This is a genomic window from Pedococcus soli, from assembly GCF_054782575.1.
Window position 1 is genome coordinate 954,970 of the sequence record NZ_BAAGSF010000004.1, and the last position, 18,473, is coordinate 973,442.

Annotated in this window: 18 protein-coding genes; 7 read left to right on the plus strand and 11 right to left on the minus strand. The window is 73.4% G+C overall.

Annotation, left to right across the window (positions count from 1 at the left end):
- Positions 1-105: 105 nt before the first annotated feature.
- From ACYVKF_RS10545 to ACYVKF_RS10555, 3 genes are read left to right on the plus strand one after another with little or no spacing between them, the layout of a single operon-like run.
- On the plus strand, positions 106-387 hold the full coding sequence (locus ACYVKF_RS10545) for a hypothetical protein (protein ID WP_460966393.1): 282 nt from the start codon (positions 106-108) through the stop codon (positions 385-387).
- Positions 388-417: 30 nt separating this feature from the next.
- Entirely contained in the window at positions 418-1,656 is a 1,239-nt protein-coding gene (locus ACYVKF_RS10550) for a cupin domain-containing protein (RefSeq protein WP_460966394.1), read from the plus strand.
- Positions 1,653-2,573: a sucrase ferredoxin gene (locus ACYVKF_RS10555; RefSeq protein ID WP_056916212.1), complete on the plus strand. Its 921-nt coding sequence runs from the start codon at positions 1,653-1,655 to the stop codon at positions 2,571-2,573. The genes ACYVKF_RS10550 and ACYVKF_RS10555 overlap by 4 nt, the downstream gene beginning before the upstream one ends.
- On the opposite strand, the gene ACYVKF_RS10560 is transcribed toward ACYVKF_RS10555, so the two are convergent.
- Both ACYVKF_RS10560 and ACYVKF_RS10565 read right to left on the minus strand, forming a co-directional pair.
- Positions 2,570-2,905: a glyoxalase superfamily protein gene (locus ACYVKF_RS10560; RefSeq protein WP_056919391.1), complete on the minus strand. Its 336-nt coding sequence runs from the start codon at positions 2,903-2,905 to the stop codon at positions 2,570-2,572. The genes ACYVKF_RS10555 and ACYVKF_RS10560 overlap by 4 nt on opposite strands.
- A 6-nt stretch (positions 2,906-2,911) precedes the next feature.
- Positions 2,912-4,531 (minus strand): metallophosphoesterase family protein, encoded by a 1,620-nt coding sequence (locus tag ACYVKF_RS10565; protein ID WP_460966395.1) that lies wholly within the window; start codon positions 4,529-4,531, stop codon positions 2,912-2,914.
- A 55-nt stretch (positions 4,532-4,586) separates the two neighbouring features.
- Between ACYVKF_RS10565 and ACYVKF_RS10570 the strand changes: the two genes are divergently transcribed.
- The 4 genes from ACYVKF_RS10570 to ACYVKF_RS10585 all read left to right on the plus strand — a co-directional run bounded on the left by ACYVKF_RS10570 (position 4,587) and on the right by ACYVKF_RS10585 (position 9,220).
- Positions 4,587-5,264: an HAD-IA family hydrolase gene (locus ACYVKF_RS10570; RefSeq protein ID WP_056916215.1), complete on the plus strand. Its 678-nt coding sequence runs from the start codon at positions 4,587-4,589 to the stop codon at positions 5,262-5,264.
- Positions 5,265-5,274: 10 nt separating this feature from the next.
- Positions 5,275-6,930, plus strand: a complete 1,656-nt coding sequence (locus tag ACYVKF_RS10575; protein WP_056919561.1) for an FAD-binding dehydrogenase — start codon at positions 5,275-5,277, stop codon at positions 6,928-6,930.
- A gap of 160 nt (positions 6,931-7,090) precedes the next feature.
- Entirely contained in the window at positions 7,091-7,921 is an 831-nt protein-coding gene (locus ACYVKF_RS10580) for a DUF6498-containing protein (protein WP_460966396.1), read from the plus strand.
- A gap of 15 nt (positions 7,922-7,936) precedes the next feature.
- Positions 7,937-9,220: an MFS transporter gene (locus tag ACYVKF_RS10585; protein WP_056919388.1), complete on the plus strand. Its 1,284-nt coding sequence runs from the start codon at positions 7,937-7,939 to the stop codon at positions 9,218-9,220.
- On the opposite strand, the gene ACYVKF_RS10590 is transcribed toward ACYVKF_RS10585, so the two are convergent.
- From ACYVKF_RS10590 to mobA, 9 genes are all read right to left on the minus strand, one after another.
- Positions 9,175-9,690, minus strand: a complete 516-nt coding sequence (locus tag ACYVKF_RS10590) for a DUF2306 domain-containing protein (RefSeq protein ID WP_056916218.1) — start codon at positions 9,688-9,690, stop codon at positions 9,175-9,177. The genes ACYVKF_RS10585 and ACYVKF_RS10590 overlap by 46 nt on opposite strands.
- 147 nt (positions 9,691-9,837) lie before the next feature.
- Positions 9,838-10,446 (minus strand): bacterial proteasome activator family protein, encoded by a 609-nt coding sequence (locus tag ACYVKF_RS10595; RefSeq protein ID WP_082553219.1) that lies wholly within the window; start codon positions 10,444-10,446, stop codon positions 9,838-9,840.
- A 71-nt stretch (positions 10,447-10,517) separates the two neighbouring features.
- Positions 10,518-13,379, minus strand: coding sequence for an FtsX-like permease family protein (locus tag ACYVKF_RS10600; RefSeq protein ID WP_460966397.1), 2,862 nt, complete (start codon positions 13,377-13,379; stop codon positions 10,518-10,520).
- A gap of 9 nt (positions 13,380-13,388) precedes the next feature.
- Positions 13,389-14,126, minus strand: a complete 738-nt coding sequence (locus ACYVKF_RS10605; protein WP_056916220.1) for an ABC transporter ATP-binding protein — start codon at positions 14,124-14,126, stop codon at positions 13,389-13,391.
- The gene (locus ACYVKF_RS10610; protein WP_082580778.1) at positions 14,123-14,782 is read right to left on the minus strand and encodes a PadR family transcriptional regulator; all 660 of its coding nucleotides are present in this window, start codon (positions 14,780-14,782) and stop codon (positions 14,123-14,125) included. The genes ACYVKF_RS10605 and ACYVKF_RS10610 overlap by 4 nt, the downstream gene beginning before the upstream one ends.
- Positions 14,783-14,895: 113 nt before the next feature.
- On the minus strand, positions 14,896-16,176 hold the full coding sequence (locus ACYVKF_RS10615) for an MFS transporter (RefSeq protein WP_460966398.1): 1,281 nt from the start codon (positions 16,174-16,176) through the stop codon (positions 14,896-14,898).
- A gap of 179 nt (positions 16,177-16,355) precedes the next feature.
- Positions 16,356-16,718 carry a DUF1304 domain-containing protein gene (locus ACYVKF_RS10620; protein WP_460966399.1) on the minus strand — a complete coding sequence of 121 codons (363 nt, stop codon included), beginning with the start codon at positions 16,716-16,718 and terminating at the stop codon, positions 16,356-16,358.
- 114 nt (positions 16,719-16,832) lie between these two features.
- Positions 16,833-17,810, minus strand: coding sequence for an NAD(P)H-quinone oxidoreductase (locus ACYVKF_RS10625; protein WP_056916221.1), 978 nt, complete (start codon positions 17,808-17,810; stop codon positions 16,833-16,835).
- On the minus strand, positions 17,807-18,403 hold the full coding sequence (gene mobA, locus ACYVKF_RS10630) for a molybdenum cofactor guanylyltransferase (protein ID WP_460966400.1): 597 nt from the start codon (positions 18,401-18,403) through the stop codon (positions 17,807-17,809). The genes ACYVKF_RS10625 and mobA overlap by 4 nt, the downstream gene beginning before the upstream one ends.
- Positions 18,404-18,473 lie beyond the last annotated feature (70 nt).

Genomic DNA, 18,473 nt, shown 5'->3' on the forward strand with positions numbered 1-18,473 from the left:
CAGTGGCGCCGACCCGCGAAGTGCAATAGGAAGGTGAGGTCGGCGAGTGCCGCCGACCGCGCGGCCTGGCCCCAGGCCCGCCCCGACAGACAAGGGAGAACAGCGATGAGCGAGACCCCTCTCGACCCCACGGAGACCGAAGGCCCGGCTGACGGCGGTGCGAACGCCGGAGGCCACGACGGCGGTGCCGATGGCGGCGCGGACGGCGGCGCGGGCGAGGGCCCGGCCGACGGTGGCGCGAACGCGGGCGGCCACGACGGTGGTGCTGATGGCGGTGCCGACGGTGGCGCTGACGGTGGTGCCGATGGCGGCGCGGGCGAGGGCCCGGCCGACGGTGGCGCCAACGCCGGTGGCCACGACGGTGGTGCCGACGGCGGCGCGAGCTAGGCGGCCCGGTCCACCGAGCCACTCCGACCTGTGACAGCGACGACCAGCAGCAGGGTGCCCGCTCCGCCGAGCGGGCACCCTGCCCTGCGCCGAATCGTCGCGATCGACGCGGACACCTTCGCCGCTGAGCACTGGGGGGCCGAGCCCCTCCTCACTCGGGCCCGAGACCTGCCGCTGCCGTTCGACGACCTCTTCTCCGAGGCTGCGGTCGACGAGCTCATCTCCACACGCGGTCTGCGGACGCCGTTCCTGCGGATGGCCAAGGAGGGCTCGACCCTGAACGACCGCGCCTTCACCCGGGGCGGCGGCACCGGCGCCGCGATCGCCGACCAGGCCAGCGACGACCTCGTGCTGCGGCAGTTCGCAGACGGCGCGACCCTCGTGCTGCAGGGGTTGCACCGGACGTGGGGGCCGGTCGTCGAGTTCGCCCAGCAGCTGGCTGCCGACCTGGGCCACCCGACCCAGGTCAACGCCTACGTCACCCCGCCGCAGAACACCGGTTTCAGCGACCACTACGACGTCCACGACGTGTTCGTCCTGCAGGTCTCCGGCACCAAGCGGTGGCGGATCCGCCGGCCCGTCCTCGACAGCCCCCTGCGCCACCAGCCGTGGACCGACCGCCGAGCCGCCGTCGAGGAGGCTGCGCGCGAGGTCCCCATGATCGAGACCACGCTCGAACCCGGTGACTGCCTCTACCTCCCGCGCGGCTACCTCCACTCGGCCACTGCCCTGGGTGGGGTGAGCACCCACCTGACCGTCGGGGTGCACTCCTGGACCCGTCACCACCTCGCCGACGAGATGCTCAAGGCCGCCCTGTCCAGGGCGGCGCAGGACCCGGCCGTCCGCGCGTCGCTTCCGCTCGGCACCCCTCTCGCCGACCCCGCCGCGCGGGCCGCCGACGTGGAGCTCGTGCGAGCCGCCATACAGCGGGCCGTCGCGGAGCTGGACGCCACGGACCTGTCCGCCGCGCTGTCGGCCACCCTGCGAGGCGCCCAGCGGGCGGCGCCCCTCGGCCCGCTGGCCCAGCACGCGCTGGCCCGGGACCTCGACGAGCAGACCGCCCTGCGGATGCGGCCCCACCTCGAGGCCGACCTCACCCTCCACGAGGGGTATGCCGTGCTGACCAGTCGCGCGGGCACGCTGCGGATCGAGCCGGGCGAGGTCGACCGGGTGCGGGCGTTCCTCGACGAGGGTGGGGCGACGGCGTCGCTGCTCGGCGTGGACCTGGCCCGCCGGCTGGTCATCGCCGGCATCGCCGTCCCGGCGTGACGACGCCCCCGCACTGCGCCACCGAGGCCCGGGTCAGGGGCGACTCCCTGTCGGCGTCCGCGGCACCGGCACTGCGGTGGCTGCTCGTCGAGCACGACGGGCCGTGGCTCCCGGCGGCCTTCAGCAGCCCGGGGCTCGAGGGGCCGGTCGGCCGCGCCCTGCACGATGCCGCCCTCGCGGTCCGGGGGCGGGCGCTGCTCATCCGTCGCCCCGGCCGGCGGCCGCACCGGGAGGTGCGTTCCTGGGTCGTCGTCGACCGGGACGGCACCCAGCAGTGGGGCAGCTGGCGCCATCCGGAGGACCTCCTCGGCGCGGCCGAGGTGATGCGCTCCGGTCCCGAGCCGCCGCCGACCGCCCGGGCGGGCTCGACGCCGCCCCTGGTCCTCGTCTGCACCCACGGGCGACACGACCTGTGCTGCGCGGTCCGTGGGCGACCCGTCGTCGCCGCCCTGGCGCAACGGTGGGCCGACCGCACCTGGGAGTGCTCGCACATCGGCGGGGACCGCTTCGCGCCGAACGTGCTCCTGCTGCCGGACGGGGCGTACTACGGCAACCTCGACGCCACGTCGGCCCTGCGGGTCGTGGAGGCGCACCTGCGGGGAACCGTGACCCCGCACCACTTCCGCGGGGTGTCCACCCACCCACCCGCGGTGCAGGCCGCCCTCGGAGCGGTCCTCACTGACTACGGACCCGCAGGGTTGGGTGACGTCCGTGACGCCCTCTGCGAGGAGCTCGGCGACGAGTCGTTCCGCGTCACCGTCCTCGGCACCGGTCGGCTGCCGGTGCTGGTGCAGGCCGACGTCGCCCGGACCGTCAGCCCACCGGAGCGGTTGACCTGCCGGGCGTCGGCACCGTCGTCGGCCTACGCCTACACCGTGGGGGCCCTGCGCATCCCCGGCGTGGACGACGCACCCTAGGCGCGCTGCCCCACGCGGACCCGGTTGCCGTCCGGGTCGACGACCTCGGTGTCACGTCCCCACGGGTTGTCCTCGACTTGCGTGCCGAACTCCCGTGCCACCGCGTCGACGTCCGTGACCCACAGGTAGACGAGACCTCCGGGAACGGCGTCCCCGAGGTGCTCGGAGAGGAACACGTGCACGTCGCCGCGACGGATCGTCATGAACACCGGCATGCCGTCGGCGAAGCGGTGCGAGTGCACGTGCGCGAAGCCGAGGCGCTCCCACCACGGCAGGGCAGCGGCCGCATCGGCCACGCGCAGGATGGGGACGATGCTCTCGGTGGTCGCCATGGCCGGTCAACGCGGGGGAGCCGCGACCCGTTCCGTCGTCGGCGGGAGGTCGGCGGAGCAGGTCCGTGGCGCCGTCGGGGTGGAGGTGGTGCCCGTCCCGACGGGGGTCGGGACCGGAGGGAGGGTCGACTCGATGCGTGAGCCGTTGATGAGGGTGACGTCGTCGTACGCCGGACGGCCCTCGATGACGTTGCGGAACTGGTACCGCGTCAGGGAGTTCAGGCGACAGTCCTCCCCGAAGGCGGCGATGTCGAACGCCGACGGCTGGCCCGTCAGCTCCTCGTCCTTGGCCGCCTGGAGGAAGTGGCTGAAGGCGCCGCCGCCGGTGAAGGTGCCGACCCCGATCGTGTTGCCCTCGAGCTGGTCGACGTGCATGTGCCCGTGGACCTTGACGCCGGACTTCTGGTCGATCGCGTCGACGGCGCCAGGCTCGTGGGCGACGAGCAGGTCCGGCGGGGCCAGGTCCTGCATGGCGGCCGCGAAGCGGGCCGCCGGCGCCTTCTGCTTGGCGGCGTTGTCCCGGTTGTCGTCGCCGAACCAGCGCGGGTCGTTGAACCCCGCGATGCGCACCCCGCCGATGCTCTGGACCGTGTAGCTGTCGTCATCGGGCTCCAGCAGGACGACGTTCGGGATCTTCGCCAGCGCGCGCAGCAGCTCGGTGTCGCTGGATGCCCGGGCGTCGTGGTTGCCCTTGACGAAGACGTACGGCACACCGAGCGAACGGATGCCGTCGAGGACTCCCGCTGCCTGCGCCTCGGCGAGGGTGCCGAAGTTGACGAGGTCGCCGGCGTCGATGACCGCGTCGACGTCCTCCTCCGCGACGATCGTCTTCATCAGCGGGTACTGGTTGGCGCCGTGGATGTCGGAGACGAGGAGCAGCCGGGCGGCGACCGGCTTGCCCAGCACCTGCGGCGAGTACTTGTCCTGGAGGGCGGCCGAGAGCGCCAGCAGGTTCTTCAGGTACGGCGTCGTCTGCTCCGCGCGGGTCTCGACCCCGGCGAGCAGGTCGGCGTTGCGCTGGACGGCACCGAGGATGCCCGTGGTGGTGAACCGGTCGAGCCGCTCGGGCCGGTACCCGAGGCCGATGCTCGCGAACGTCACCGCGCAGGCGACCACCCAGCACGCCGCGGCGACCCCGAGCCGACTGGCGCGCGGGCGCCGTCGGGCCCACGCGGCATACGCGGCGAGGGCGAGCAGGGTGACCGCGAGGGCTCCGCCGGCGAAGCGCAGGGCCAGCCCGATCCCGGCGTCCCGTGCGGCGCGTTCGAGCTCCAGGGGGCCGGGCTGCAGCGAGCTGATGGAGATGTTGGGACGGGCCAGGAGGTCGGTGATGTGCTCCTTCACCTGCACCTCGGCGATGACCCCGGGGGCGGGGACGGGGCCGGCGAAGTCGAGGTGGATGTCACCGAACACCGTCGGGGACTGGATCGTGCCGAGGTCCGCCGGGTTGGCCGACAGCCGCAGGTCGGCGCCGTAGTTGAGGGTGTCGACCGAGGTGGGGAACAGCGTCGTGGCCGCGACGCCTCCGAGGATCGAACCCAGGACGAGCGCCAGGATGCCGCCGGTCCGCAGCAGGGGAAGGGGCACACGCCGCCTGCGTCGTGGGCGTTCGGCGGGCGGGCTCACCTCCTCACCGTAACCGGGTCGTCGCCGCCACGACGCGCTGCCTACGCTGGTCGGTATGCCGGGAACCCTGGGAACGCTGGACGGGCGAGACTTCGCCGCCGTGCTGTTCGACATGGACGGGACCCTGATCGACTCGATCCCGGTGGTCATCCGCAGCTGGCTGCGCTGGGCCGAGGAGGAGGGCGTGGACCCGGCGCGACTGGTCGGGTTCCACGGTGTCCCGGCCCGGGGGATCGCCGAGAAGCTGCTGCCCGCCGACCGCGTGGACGCCGCCGTGGACCGGATCGAGGCGATCGAGACGGCCGACACCGACGGCATCACCGTCCTGCCCGGGACGCTCGACGCGCTCGCGACCCTCACGGGTGCGGACCTGTGCGCCATCGCCACCTCGTGCACCCGGCCGCTGGCCGACGCCCGCATCGCGGCGACCGGTCTGCCGGCCCCGAGGGTGGTCGTCACGGCCAGCGACGTGCGGCAGGGGAAGCCCCACCCCGATCCGTTCCTCCTGGCCGCCCGGCTCCTCGGTGTCGACCCGCGTGACTGCCTCGTGGTCGAGGACGCCCCCGGCGGTCTGGAGGCGGCCCGGGCGGCCGGCTGCGCCACCCTGGCCGTCACCACGACCACGGCGCCCGCCGACCTCATCGCCGATGCCGTCGTCGGGACGCTGGCCGACGCGAGGTTCGCCGTGGTCGAGGGACGCGTTCGGGTGACGGGCGTCGTTACCGACGCGTAGTTTGGCCGGCATGGACGCTGACGTCATCGTGGTCGGGGCCGGACTGGCCGGGCTCGTCGCCACCGCAGAGCTCGCCGATGCCGGTCGGCGGGTCGTGGTGGTCGACCAGGAGAGTGCGGTCAACCTCGGCGGGCAGGCGTTCTGGTCGTTCGGCGGGTTGTTCTTCGTGGACAGCCCGGAGCAGCGCCGGATGGGGATCAAGGACTCCACCGACCTCGCGCTGCAGGACTGGATGGGTTCGGCGGGGTTCGACCGGCTCGAGGACCAGGACCGCTGGCCGGTGCGGTGGGCCGAGGCCTACGTCGACTTCGCCGCGGGGGAGAAGCGCTCGTGGCTGCACCAGCAGGGGATGCGGTGGTTCCCCGTGGTCGGCTGGGCCGAGCGCGGTGACGGCACCGCCACGGGCCACGGCAACTCGGTCCCGCGGTTCCACATCACGTGGGGGACCGGCCCCGGGGTCGTCGAGCCGTTCGAGCGGAGGGTACGTGAGCACGTCGCCAGCGGGCGCGTGCAGCTGCGTCCCCGCCACCGGGTCGACGAGCTGGTCACGCACGACGGCGCCGTGACGGGGGTCCGGGGCACCCTGCTCGCCGACGACGGCGCGGAGCGCGGACGCCCCACCTCGCGCGAGTCCGTGGGCGGGTTCGCCCTCTCGGCGCAGGCGGTCGTCGTCACCAGCGGGGGCATCGGCGCCAACCACGACCTCGTCCGCGCCAACTGGCCCGAACGGCTCGGCGAACCCCCGGCCCACATGCTCACGGGGGTCCCGGCCTACGTCGACGGGCGGATGCTGGCCATCACGGAGGCGGCCGGCGGGCGCCTGGTCAACCGCGACCGCATGTGGCACTACGTCGAGGGCATCGAGAACTTCGACCCCATCTGGCCGGACCACGCGATCCGCATCCTCCCCGGGCCGAGCTCGTTGTGGTTCGACGGCAACGGTGACCGGCTGCCGGCACCGCTGTTCCCCGGGTTCGACACGTTGGGGACGCTCGCGCACCTGCGGCAGACCGGGCACGACCACAGCTGGTTCATCCTCACGGCGCGGATCATCGGCAAGGAGTTCGCGCTCTCGGGCTCGGAGCAGAACCCCGACCTCACGGGGAAGTCGGTGAAGGACGTCCTCGGCAGGGCGCGCGCCGACATGCCCGCACCCGTTCGGGCGTTCCTCGACCGGGGTGCCGACTTCGTCACTGCCGACACGATCGGCGAGCTCGTCGCCAGGATGAACGCCCTCACCCCCCACGCCCCCCTCGACGCCGCTCACATCGAGCGCCAGGTCGTCGCCCGCGACCGCCAGGTCGACAACGACTTCAGCAAGGACGCGCAGCTCACCGCCATCCACGGAGCGCGGAACTACCGTGGGGACAAGCTGATCCGCACCGCCGCCCCGCACAGGATCCTCGACCCGAAGGCCGGCCCGCTCATCGCGGTCCGCCTCAACATCCTCACCCGCAAGACCCTGGGCGGCCTCGAGACCGACCTCTCGGCGCGGGTCCTGTCCGCGTCGGGTGAGCCCGTGCCGGGGCTGTATGCCGCCGGCGAGGTCGCCGGGTTCGGTGGCGGGGGGATGCACGGTTACCGGGCGCTCGAGGGCACCTTCCTGGGTGGATGCATCTTCTCGGGCCGCGTCGCCGGTCGCGCCGCGGCGGCCGCCGTCAGCTGACCCCGTCGCCGTCGCCCCACCCCGCGGGTCGACGTGAGCCCTCCGGGGAACCGGGCGCCCACATCGACCCGGTCGAACGGATGGGCTTGAGCCGGAACCGGGGGCGCAGGCACGGTGCCCCGCGCTAGCCTCCCGGCGACACAGGGTGAGGGGGCTGGGCGTGGGAGTGCTGTTGCGGGTGCTGGGGCTGCAGGCCCTGGCCGTTCTGGTCGGGACCATGCCCGCGCGCACGGCGCGGGTCCTCACGCTGGTGATGCTCGTCGGGGCCAACCTGTTCCCGCTCGTGGCCCTGCTCACGGGCGCCTGGGGAGCCGGTGACGTGCTGGTCACCTACTGGCTGGAGAACGTGGCCGTGGGGATCTGGCAGGTCGTCAAGCTCCTGACGGCCCAGGGGACCGACGTGGTCGCCGGGTCCGGTGCCGGCCAGGCGCTGACCGACCCGCGCACGATCACGGCCCACGTCAACGGCCGCCCGGTCCAGCTGGCCGGGAGCGTCGCCCGGGTCTTCGTGGCCGGGTTCTTCGTCCTGCACTACGGCCTGTTCACGGTCGTGCACGGCGTCTTCACGTTCGTGCTGGCCCACCGCAGCGGCATCAGTGGCAGCATCCGCAGCTTCACCCTCGTCTTCCTCGTGCTGTTCCTGAGCCACGGTCTGTCGACCGCGATCCACTGGTTCGCCCGGGGTGAGCGCAGGGCGAACGGGCTGATGGCGACCATGAAGCAGCCCTATGGCCGGGTCTTCGTGCTGCACCTCGCCGTCATCGGCAGCTTCTTCCTGGTCATGGGCCCGCTCTCCACCGATGGGTCGGTGTCCCTGGTCCCGGGCAGCCCGCTCGACACCGCGGCCGCGGGACCATCCGTGCTGTCGGGCGTCCTGCTCATCGCCCTCAAGACCGCGCTCGATGCCGGGCTGCACCTGCGCGCGCACCGGCAGGACCCCGTCTCCGCGCCCGCTCCCGTGGCGGCGATGACGCCGCCGTCGGCCACCTGAGGCAGACTCCACCGCATGACCGACGACGTGGCCGGAGCCGCAGGCCCGCCACAGCGGTTGCTCGACGACCGGGACTTCCGTCGGTACTGGCTGGCGCGCATCGTCTCCCTCAGCGGGTCGCTCATCACGGTCGTCGTCATGCCGGTGCTCGTCTACCGGCTCACGGGTTCGGCTGCCCTGACCGCCCTCACGGCGACGCTGGATGCGTTGCCCTACCTGCTGATCGGTTTGTTCGCCGGCGCCCTCAGCGACCGCTGGAACCGTCAGCGCGTCATGGTCGCCGCCGACCTCGCCAACGTCGTGGTGATCGGCTCGGTCCCGGTGGCGCACTTCCTCGACGTCCTCACCGTCCCGCACGTGCTCGTGGCGGGGTTCGTGGCGCAGTGCCTCTTCACGTTCTTCGACGGTGCCAACTTCGGTGCCCTGCCGGTCCTGGTCGGTCGCGAGCGGGTGGGCGACGCGAACGCCGCGATTTGGGGGATCGGTGGCGTCCTCGACCTGGCTGTCCCGGCCGGCGTGGGGCTGGCGCTGGCGGTGGTCCACCCGTCGACGCTCCTCGTCGTCGACGCCATCACGTTCGCCGTCTCGGCCCTGCTGGTGCGATCCATCCGGCGGGCCCTGTCCTCGGCACGCGAGCACCTCGACCCGTTGCGGCCCGCCGTGGTCCTGCGCGACGTGCGCGAGGGGGTGCGGTTCCTCTGGCACCACGAGGGCGTGCGGTCGCAGACCGTCGTCGGCATGCTCCAGTCGATCGGCGGCGCCGGGTTCGTCGCGCTGTTCGTGCCGTGGGCCGACCAGGTGCTCCACATCGGCACCTCGGGGTGGCGGTTCGGCCTCGTCTTCGCCGTGTGGGGGCTCGGCGGCATCCTCGCCTCTGCCCTCGTCCCGCCGCTCCTGAGGCGGCACCGGGTCGCGCGGGTGACGCTCGGCGCCATACCGGTGTCGGCGGTGGCGGGGATCGCGACCGCGCTCGCCCCGAACTGGGTGCTGGCCTGCGTCGGGATGGTGGTCTGGGGAGTCGCCTACCAGCTGGTGCTCATCACCTCGATGACCTACCGCATGCAGGTGACCCCCGAGCACCTCCTCGGCCGCGTCAACACCGCCGGCCGGATGCTGTCGTGGGGTGTGGGGTGGACCATCGGGTCGATCGCCGGTGGTGCGCTGGCGGCTGCGACGGCCGTGCAGCCGGCGATGGTGACGCTCGTGTCCGTGGGGGTGCTGGCGGCGGGGTTCGCGTGGCTGTCGCCGTTGCGTCAGATCGCCGCGGGCTCGCGCGTCGTCGACGGCACGCCGACCTGAGCGAGCAGCCGGGTCACCAGCGCGACGAGGGCCAGGCCCACCGCGACGATGGCGAGGGTGAGGCCTGACATCGCCAGCCAGTTGGACTGGAAGGCCTGTGGCACCAGGCGACTCGGCACGGCGACGACGCCGATGAAGGCGCCCCACAGCCCGGCGTAGGTCCCGATCATGTTGCCCGCGTGCGCACGGATGTTGCCGCGGCGTGCGTTCCACAGGCCCAGCGACAGGGTGACGATCGTGAACGCGCTCAAGCCGTGGATCCACGAGAAGCTGCCGGGCCGCAGCTGCTGGATCCAGAACGAGCTGAATGCCGTGAAGTACATGCAGGACAGCCACGTCCACCCCAGGACCCGGTGCGGACGGTCGCCCCTGCGGCGCCGGACCAGCTGGGCGGCGCCGACCACCAGGGCGAACGTGGCGGCGACCGCGTGGACGGCGATCAGGGCGTTCCACGAGTGCTCCGTCGGCATGTCCAGCCCTCCCCTTGGATAGTGACGCTATCCACGGTATGGCGTGGACGTGCCCAGCACAAGCCCATGGGTCAGTCGGCGGTCGCCGCTTTGCTGGGTGGCGGGGGAGGCGAACCGCGAACCGCGAACCCCCCGGCCGGGCGCCGGCTAGAGGTACTGGCCGGTCGGACCGTCGCCACCGGGCAGGCCGGGGAGGTCGGGGTGACCTCCGTCGGGGTGCGGTTGCTGGCCGGGCGGCAGGGCGCGACGCATCTGGGCGAGCTGCTGCTGGGCCGCCATCTGCTGGGCGAACAAGGCGGTCTGGATCCCGTGGAACAACCCCTCGAGCCACCCCACCAGCTGGGCCTGGGCGATCCGCAGCTCGGCATCGGTGGGGGCGTGGCCCTCCTCGAACGGCAGCGCGATCCGCTCCAGCTCGTCGATCAGCTCCGGGGCGAGGCCGTCCTCGAGCTCCTTGATGGAGCGGCGGTGGATCTCGGCGAGCCGGACGCGGCCCGCCTCGTCGAGCGGCGCGTTGCGCACCTCCTCGAGGAGCTGCTTGATCATCGAGCCGATCCGCATGACCTTGGCGGGCTGCTCGACGAGGTCGGCGGGGTTGGTCGGGCCGTCCTCGTCACCCTCGTGCGGGTGCACGCCCATCCCGTCCTGGGTCACGACGACGACGCGTTGCTGGTCGCCACCCTGGGTGGTGGGGTCGCCGGAGCCGGTCGACGGGTCGTCTGGGGTGGTGGGGGTCAGTGGGCTCATGCCTCCCATCCTGCCCCAGGAGCGACTGTGGTCCACCGTGGGTGCGAGCCCCCCGACCCGGCACCCACGGTGGACCGGTCTCAGTCGGCGCGCCGGCTCATCGTCGGCGCCCGGCGGATCGCGGCGGCCGACAGCAGGGCCGCCAGCAGGGGGACACCGACCACCACGACGACCAGCGGGAGCCACGGGACGACGATGATCGGGGGCCCCTTGATCTCCGTCCCGGTGAGCGGGTCCCAGCTCTGGCTCGTCAACGGGTAGGTCAACGCGATGCCCGGGACGAGGCCGACGGCGATGCCGACCACGGCGCCGGTGAACGCCACCACCCCCGCCTGGGCGGCGGCCAACCGGCGACGGGTCCGCCGGGTGGCGCCGATCGCGGCGAACGTCCCGAGGTCGGCCCGCTGCTCGGCCAGCGACAGGGCCGTGGAGATGAGCGTGACGATGAGCAGCAGCAGGGCGAACCCACCGAACAGCGCCGCCATCACGACGCGGTCGTCGCGCTGGAAACCGCGCTCGACGTACGCCTCGCCCTCGTCCCCGACCGCCTCGGCGAGGGCCGTCTGGTCGGCCCGGCTGATCGCGCCGTCGGGATCACGCAGCATGAGCGACTGGCTGACGCTGGGCCACTTCCGCTGCGCCACGGTCTCGGAGCTCACGAGCGCGGCCACGGAGAACCCCGAGAAGGGCAGTGCCGCACGAGCTGCCGGGAGGGAGGTGGTGGTCGTCGCCGCGAGCGTCTGGACGCCGGTGTTGTTGTCGACCGTCGACGTCCCGGTGGCCACCGTGACCTTGCCGTCCCGGATGAGCGAACCGTCGGTGAGCACCATGCCGCCGCTGCGGAGCACCTCGCGCTCGGACGCGCCGAGGAAGTCGGCCGTCGCGATCGCCGACACGGGGAGGGCGCCGATCTGCGCCATCGACATGCTGCCGACCTGGTTGCAGGTCTTCGGGTCGGGCAACGGGTTGCCCGAGCTGTCGAACTGCGCCCCGTTGAGGGCCTCGGTCGGGGTGCAGCCCGCAGGGACGACCACGACGAACGGCATGGGGTCCCCGTCCTTGACGACGCCCGACCAAGCCACCACCTGCAGCGGCGTCGCCTCGAGGTGGGGCGTGACGCGGTGCACGATCGCCGTGGCCTCGGTCGCGATGGCGTCGCTGGAGACCGTCGTCGGGCCGGACGTCATCTCGGCGGGGTAGTAGGAGAAGATCCCCTCCCCGGCGGTGGTCCGCGGGACGTACTGCCGGCGCTGCTGCTCGGTGTCGCTGGCCAGTCCGATGCTGAACATCGTCAGGGCGATCGTGCCGGCCACGATGGCGGCGACGGTGGGGACCGAGCGGGTGCGGTGCCGGGCGGCGTCCCGCGTCGCCATACGGGGTGCGACCGGGAGCCGTGACGCCGCTCGCCCGGCAGCCACGAGCAGGAGCGGCACGAGGAGCAGGGCGCCGAGCACCAGGGCGAGCCCCGTCGAGATGATCGGGATCTCCCGCTGCTCGGTGCGGACCGCCCACAGCAGCCCGACCCCACCGGCGACCGCGACCACGAGCCCGACGACGGGCAGCACCCGGTTGAGCCGGGGTGAGACGCTCTGCCCCCGCATGACACCGACGATGTCGAGGCGCCCGAGGCGTGCCGCAGGGATCATCGCGGCGACGAGCGCGCTGAGGACCGAGCAGGCCACGATGAAGGCGACGGCGAGGACCGGGAGGTCGAAGTACCGGTGCGACGTCCACGGTCGCTGGTGCACCCAGACCAGCAGCGCGACCCGCATCACGACCGCGGCGAGGGCGGCCGCGGCCACCGCGCTCGCCGCCCCGAGGACGAGGGCCTGGGCGAGGACCTTGCGGCGCAGCTGGCGGGTCTCCGCACCGTTGCTCGCGGCGAGCGCGAGCGTGCGCCGCTGCCGGGAGGCGCTGACCGCGAACGCCGGGGCGACCAGCAGCGTCGTCACGACGAACAGCATCAGGGCGCCCACGGCCACGAGCTGGCGAAGCTGCTGGGCGGCGAAGTCGTTCTGCTGGCGCAGCTCGGCGGGCAGCTGGGCCGCGGTGGGCGGGTGGCGCATCACGTCGGCGCTGGCGACCCTCAGGCCGTAGCCGTTGAGGGTCTTCACCTCGTCGTAGGTGACGGGGGTGTCGCGCACGACGAGCCACTGCCAGCTGTACAGGGAGTCCTGGGCGATGGGTTCGTTGGTGACGACGTCCGGCATGCTGCCGTAGCCGTCGAACGCGCTCGCGGTGCCGACGACGGTGACCTGGTGCTCCTTGCCCTGGCTCGTCAGCGTCACCTCGCCGGAGGACGGCATGCCCCTGCTGATGCCGTAGGGGGTGGCGACCACCTCGGCCGCGCTGGTCGCCCAGCGGCCGGTGAGCAGCCGGGCCTTCTCGCCCCACGGGCGCGAGGTGTCGAGCACCATGACGTTGGCGGCGCGGGACCGGTCCCCGATCGGGTGGCGGACCGTGGTGGTGCCGATCCGCTCGATGGTGCCGCCGGTGAGTCGCTGCACCGCGGCGAGGTTCGCGGCGGCCCCCGAGCTCTGCTCGGGGTCGAAGCCGGGGATGGCCTTGGCCGACCGGGACGCCTCGCCGAAGCTCATGGCCGAGTCGGGGTCGGCGCCCTGGGCGAGGGACTGCCCCTCCGGGCCGCTGACGAGGGCCTGCGCCGTGCCCAGGGTCAGCGGGATCTTGTCGGCGCCGGAGACCGTCTCCGAGGCGGCGAGGGTCGCGAGGCCGACGAGCAGGCCGGTCGGCAGTGCCACCATGACGAAGACGAGGACGCTGCGGCCCTTGTAGCGGCGTGCGTCGCGCCAGGCCATGCGCAGGGCCACGCGCCACGAGGCGCGCCAGCGGGCCAGCCGGGAGCCGGACGGGCCCGAGTCGGTGCGCCGTTCCGAGGCGGAGGCCTCGGACCGGGGTGCAGAGGGTTCGGTGAGGGTGGTCATCGTCGCGCCTCAGACGGCCGGGTCGAGCAGGGCCTCGGCCGTCTGTGCCGAGCCGGTGCTGTCGACGACGACCCCGTCGCGCAGGAACACGACGCGGTCGGCCCAGGCGGCGTGCCGCGCCTCGTGGGTGACGAGCAACCCGGCGGCGCCGGCGTCGCAGCGCTCGCGCAGGACGCGGAGCACCCCCTCACCGGTGTGCGAGTCGAGGGCGCCGGTGGGCTCGTCGGCGAGCACCAGCCGACGGTCGCCGACCAGCGCACGCGAGATGGCCACGCGCTGCTGCTGCCCGCCGGACATCTTGTCGGGGTACCGGTCGGCGAGCTCGTCGACGCCCACCAGCTCGAGGGCGTGCCTGGCCAGGCGACGGGCCTTCCCGACCCGGAACCCGTCCAGCTCGAGGGGCAGGGCGACGTTCTCGATCGCGGTCAGGGACGGGATGAGGTTGAAGTCCTGGAAGACGAATCCCACGCGACGGCGCCGCAGCTTCGCGAGCGCATCGCCCTTGAGGGTGCCGATGCTCTGCCCCTCGATGAGCACCTGCCCGCTCGTCGCGGCATCGAGGCCACCGGCGAGGTTGAGCAGCGTGGACTTGCCGGAGCCGCTGGGCCCCATGACGGCCACGAGCTCGCCCGCGTGCACGTCGAGGCTGACCCCGGCGAGCGCCCGGACGGCGGTGGAGTCGGTGCCGTGGACGCGGGTGACGTTGTCCAGGCGGAGGATCGGGTCGTTCCCTGCGGTGGTGTTCACTGTGCCCCCCTGAGCGTGGTGGAGATGGTGTCGTGCACGGCCGGCGGTGCACCGGCGTCGCCGGTCCCCTCCCCGTCGGTCGTCGGTATGGCGCGAGCCTTGCGGCGTGGGCGGCTCGCCTCGCGGATGAGCCGGGCCTCGACGTGGTCCAGCCAGCGGACCTCGGCCTCCCCGGCGTAGATGAGGTTCTCGAGGACCAGGAGCCAGGCGAGGTCGACGCTGCCGTTGTCCTCGTCGGACTCGAGGTGGGTGGTGGCCCGCTGCTTGAGCCGGGTGAGGTCCTGCAGGTGCCGCAGGGTCGCCGTGCGCTGCGTCTGGACGACGCGGTCGACGTCGACGCCGTCCACCGTGACGGCCAGGGCGAGCTTGATGACGAGCTCGTCCCGCGGGGTGGTCTCCCGGTCCACCGGCGACACCCACCACTGGGCGACCTCGGCCCGACCGGTCCGGGTCAGCCGGTAGCTGATCCGGCCGTCCTCGTCGGCGCCCGCGGCCTCGACCAGGCCGTCGCGCTCCAGCCGGGCGAGGGTCGTGTAGACCTGCCCGACGTTGAGCGGCCAGGTCCCCCCGGTCCTGGCCTCGAACTCCGACCGGAGCTGGGCACCGTACATCGGCTCCTGTGCGAGCAGGGCCAACAGCCCCTGGCGAACCGACACCGGCGCCCCTCCCCTCGATCCCCTCCGGGTCGCCCCGGTTCCTGTCCCCTACATACCCGGTATTGCTACTGGTGGGAGTAGGTATACCGAGTATCAGGCCACGCCGTCAAGCATCAGGCGTGGACGACGCCTGCGGTCGAGCCGGACACCTCGCTCGAGGGCTGGGCAGTGCCGAGCGGGAGGTGGTGGGGCGCTGCCGGGCGACGGAGCAGGCGCTGGCTGGCGAGGGAGAGGAGCAGCGCACCCGCCGCTGCGGACACGGTCACGGCGAACGCCGCCGTGTGTCCGTGGTCGTCGGCGAGGCGACCTGCGAGCGCCGACCCGACGGCATACCCGAGGCCGGTCGCCGCGGCGAGCAGGGTCATCGCCGTGCCGACCTTGGCCGCGGGAGCGCTGCGCTCGCCCATGGTGAAGTTGCTGATCATGTAGGGCGCCACGACGAAGCCGAGGACCAGCACCACGAGGACCAGGGAGCGGAGCGAGTCGACCGCGAGGAGCGGCAGCGAGAGGACGAGCAGGCCCCCGGCAGCGACGAGCATGCGCAGGGGGAAGCCGAACCGTTCGGGCACCCCGGCGATCGCCAGCCCGGCGGCGACGCTGCCGACGCCCAGCACCGCGTGGACGAGGCCGGCGATCCCGGCGTGCCCGACAGAGGTGGCCAGGACGCTCGTCCCCGTCTGCACCGAGCCGAAGAACGCCCCTATCAGCCCCTGGGCGAGCATGAGAACCACCAGCGTGGCGCTCAGGACCCGGACCCGCGGCTGGCCGGTGCGACGCGGCGCACGGGCGAGCTCGGCGGTCGGGTGCACGGCGAACGCGCACCCGAAGACCACGAGCAGGACGGCCGCGACGACCAGGCCGGCGCCGGGGTCGGCGACGAGCACGAGCAGGCCCAGCAGGGTCGGCCCGAGGACGAAGGTGGCCTCGTCGGCGGCGCCCTCGTAGGAGAAGGCCGCCTCGACCAGGCGCGGCTGCCTGGCCCCGCTGTTCCGGGTGATGGGGCGCCACCGCACCCGGGCGAGCGGGCCGATCTGGGGCAGGAACGCACCGCTGAGGCCGGCCGTCGCCGCGAGGACGCCGCCCGTGGCGTCGCGGTGGGCCAGCACGACGAGGGCGAGCAGCCCGAGTCCGCCGAGCACGGACTGCACCAGCACGACCGGCCGCTGGCCGATGCGGTCGGACAGGACGGCGGCGACGGGTGAGCAGAGGGCGTTGGCCACGGCCAGCGCGCCGGCGGCGAGGCCCCCCGCGGCATACGAACCGGTCGTGCCGGACACGAGCAGGAGGGCGCCCATCTGGCTCATGGCCAGGGGAAGTCGTCCGACGAACGCGATGACGACGTAGAGGGGTCCGGCGAGGCGGAGCAGGTGGCGGTAGGAGGCGATCGGTGACACGGGGTTCTCGTCCTGGTTCTCTGGCCGCCGGTGCCGGGGCACGGCGGACGGGCGTGCGCCGAACCCACCTCCGAGGCGCACAGGAACCCTGAACATTCCGGGCGACTACCGCAGGCGGACCTCAGGTCGACCGCACCGGACAGGCCAAGTCTACCGGCGAGCGGGACCTGCCCGGGACGTCAGCCGCCGAGCAGCACCGCGGCGAGGGCGACGGCTCCCGGGAGTGCCTGTACGAGCAGGATCCGGCGGCTCGCGGTGGCTGCGCCGTAGAGCCCGGCGACGACGACGCAGACGAGGAAGAACACGCGGAAGGTGAACCGGTGGTCGGCCGGTCCGACGAGCCCCCAGAGGAGGCCGGCGGCGAGGAACCCGTTGTAGAGCCCCTGGTTGGCGGCGAGCGCCCTGGTGGACTCGGCGAACTCCTGGGTCAGCCCGAAGGCGGCCCGTCCCCGCGGGGTCGTCCACAGCACCATCTCGAGGACGACGATGTAGACGTGGATGGCCGCCACGAGGGCGACGAGGACGACGGCGACGGTGCTCACCCCCGCAGCGTGGCAGGTCCGCCCGCCCGCTGTCAGGAGGACACCGTCAGGACGGCGCTGTCCGGACGGCACCATCAGGAGGCACCGTCAGGAGGCACCGTCAGGAGGCCACCGTCAGGGGGTGAGGAGGATCTTGCCGATGTGGCCGCTCTCCTCGAGCTCGCGGTGGGCGGACGGCGCGTCGGCGAGGGCGTGCCGCGAGTGGATGACGGGACGGACCCGGCCGGACTCGATGAGCGGCCAGACGTGCTCACGGACCGCCGCGACGATGGTGGCCTTCTCGTCAGCAGGACGGGCCCGCAACGAGGTCGCGATGACGGCGGCGCGCTTGCGCAGCATCAGGCCGAGGTCGAGCTCCGCCTTCGTGCCACCCTGGAGCCCGATCACGACGAGGCGACCGTTGGTGGCGAGGGCCTCGACGTTGCGGGCGAGGTACTTGGCCCCCATGTTGTCGAGGATGACGTCGGCGCCGGCGCCACCGGTGGCCGCGCGCACCTCCTCGACGAAGTCCTGCTCGCGGTAGTTGACAAGGACCTCGGCGCCGAGCTCGCGGCAGGCTTCCAGCTTCGCGGCCGAACCGGCCGTGACGATGACCCTGGCACCGACCTCCCGGGCCAGCTGGATTGCCATGGTGCCGATGCCGGAGGACCCCCCGTGGACGAGCAGGGTCTGCCCGGGCAGCAGGTTGGCGGTCATGAAGACGTTGCTCCACACCGTGTTGACGACCTCGGGCAGTGCCGCGGCGTCCTCGAGGGAGACGCCTGCCGGCACCGGGAGCAGCTGGCCGGACGGGACGCACACCAGCTCGGCGTACCCACCCCCGGACAGCAGGGCGCACACCTCGTCACCGACGGCCCAGCCCGTGACGTCCTCACCGACGGCGTCGACCGTGCCGCTGACCTCCAGGCCGGGGTAGGCGGAGGCGCCGGGCGGCGGGTCGTAGTGGCCCATCCGCTGCATCACGTCGGCGCGGTTCACGCCGGCGGCCGCGACCCGGACGCGCACCTCGCCGGCAGCGGGCTGGGGGTCGGGGACCTCGGCGAGGACGAGGGCGTCCGCGTCGCCGGGAGTGGGGAGGGTGATGGCCTTCATGGCTCGAGCCTAGGCCGGACGACGGCGGCTGCCCGGTCGAGGTCCTCGGGGGTGTCGACGTCGAGCGCGCTGGGGTCCTCCAGCGGCACCGCGACCGACCGCAGTCCGTCGAGCAGGCGCATCAGGGGGGTGCCCGCCGCGGGCGTGGGGACCGCTGCCCGCAGGGCCGAGGTCCGGTATGCCGCGAGCAACGGTTGCAGCCGCCCGTCGCCGTCACGACCGACCACCGCCTCGAGCTCCGGTTCGGCCCCGAGGGCTGCGGCGAGTCCGGGGGCCGGCCCCGCGGCATACGGCATGTCGCCACCCAGCACGACGACGAGGTCGGTGGCGACGTGGGGGAGGGCGGCGGCGAGCCCGGCGACGGGGCCGCCACCGGGCGGCGTCTCGCGGCACCAGGCGACGACCCTGTGGGTGGATCTGGCGCTGCCCACGCAGATGACCCGCCAGTCGGGAGGCAGCCCGTCCAGGACGTGGTCGAGCACGGTCGTCCCGCCGAGGACGGCCTGGGTCTTGTCGCCACCGAAGCGTGCGCCGGCGCCACCGCAGAGGACGACGGCGGTCAGCGGGGTGGGGGCGGCAGTGGGGTCGGTCACCGGCTCATTGTGGGTCCACCGGCCGGTGCGCGGCTCGTCCACCGCCCGGTGGACGCGCTCGGGGTGCCCC

What these genes read in the sequence shown, in the direction of transcription:
- ACYVKF_RS10590 (WP_056916218.1), bottom strand. Translation starts at nt 9,690, where the DNA reads ATGCCGACGGAGCACTCGTGGAACGCCCTGATCGCCGTCCACGCGGTC.
- ACYVKF_RS10595 (WP_082553219.1), bottom strand. Translation starts at nt 10,446, where the DNA reads ATGGGAGGCATGAGCCCACTGACCCCCACCACCCCAGACGACCCGTCG.
- ACYVKF_RS10585 (WP_056919388.1), top strand. Translation starts at nt 7,937, where the DNA reads ATGACCGACGACGTGGCCGGAGCCGCAGGCCCGCCACAGCGGTTGCTC.
- ACYVKF_RS10560 (WP_056919391.1), bottom strand. Translation starts at nt 2,905, where the DNA reads ATGGCGACCACCGAGAGCATCGTCCCCATCCTGCGCGTGGCCGATGCG.
- ACYVKF_RS10600 (WP_460966397.1), bottom strand. Translation starts at nt 13,379, where the DNA reads ATGACCACCCTCACCGAACCCTCTGCACCCCGGTCCGAGGCCTCCGCC.
- ACYVKF_RS10625 (WP_056916221.1), bottom strand. Translation starts at nt 17,810, where the DNA reads ATGAAGGCCATCACCCTCCCCACTCCCGGCGACGCGGACGCCCTCGTC.
- ACYVKF_RS10575 (WP_056919561.1), top strand. Translation starts at nt 5,275, where the DNA reads ATGGACGCTGACGTCATCGTGGTCGGGGCCGGACTGGCCGGGCTCGTC.
- ACYVKF_RS10545 (WP_460966393.1), top strand. Translation starts at nt 106, where the DNA reads ATGAGCGAGACCCCTCTCGACCCCACGGAGACCGAAGGCCCGGCTGAC.
- ACYVKF_RS10570 (WP_056916215.1), top strand. Translation starts at nt 4,587, where the DNA reads ATGCCGGGAACCCTGGGAACGCTGGACGGGCGAGACTTCGCCGCCGTG.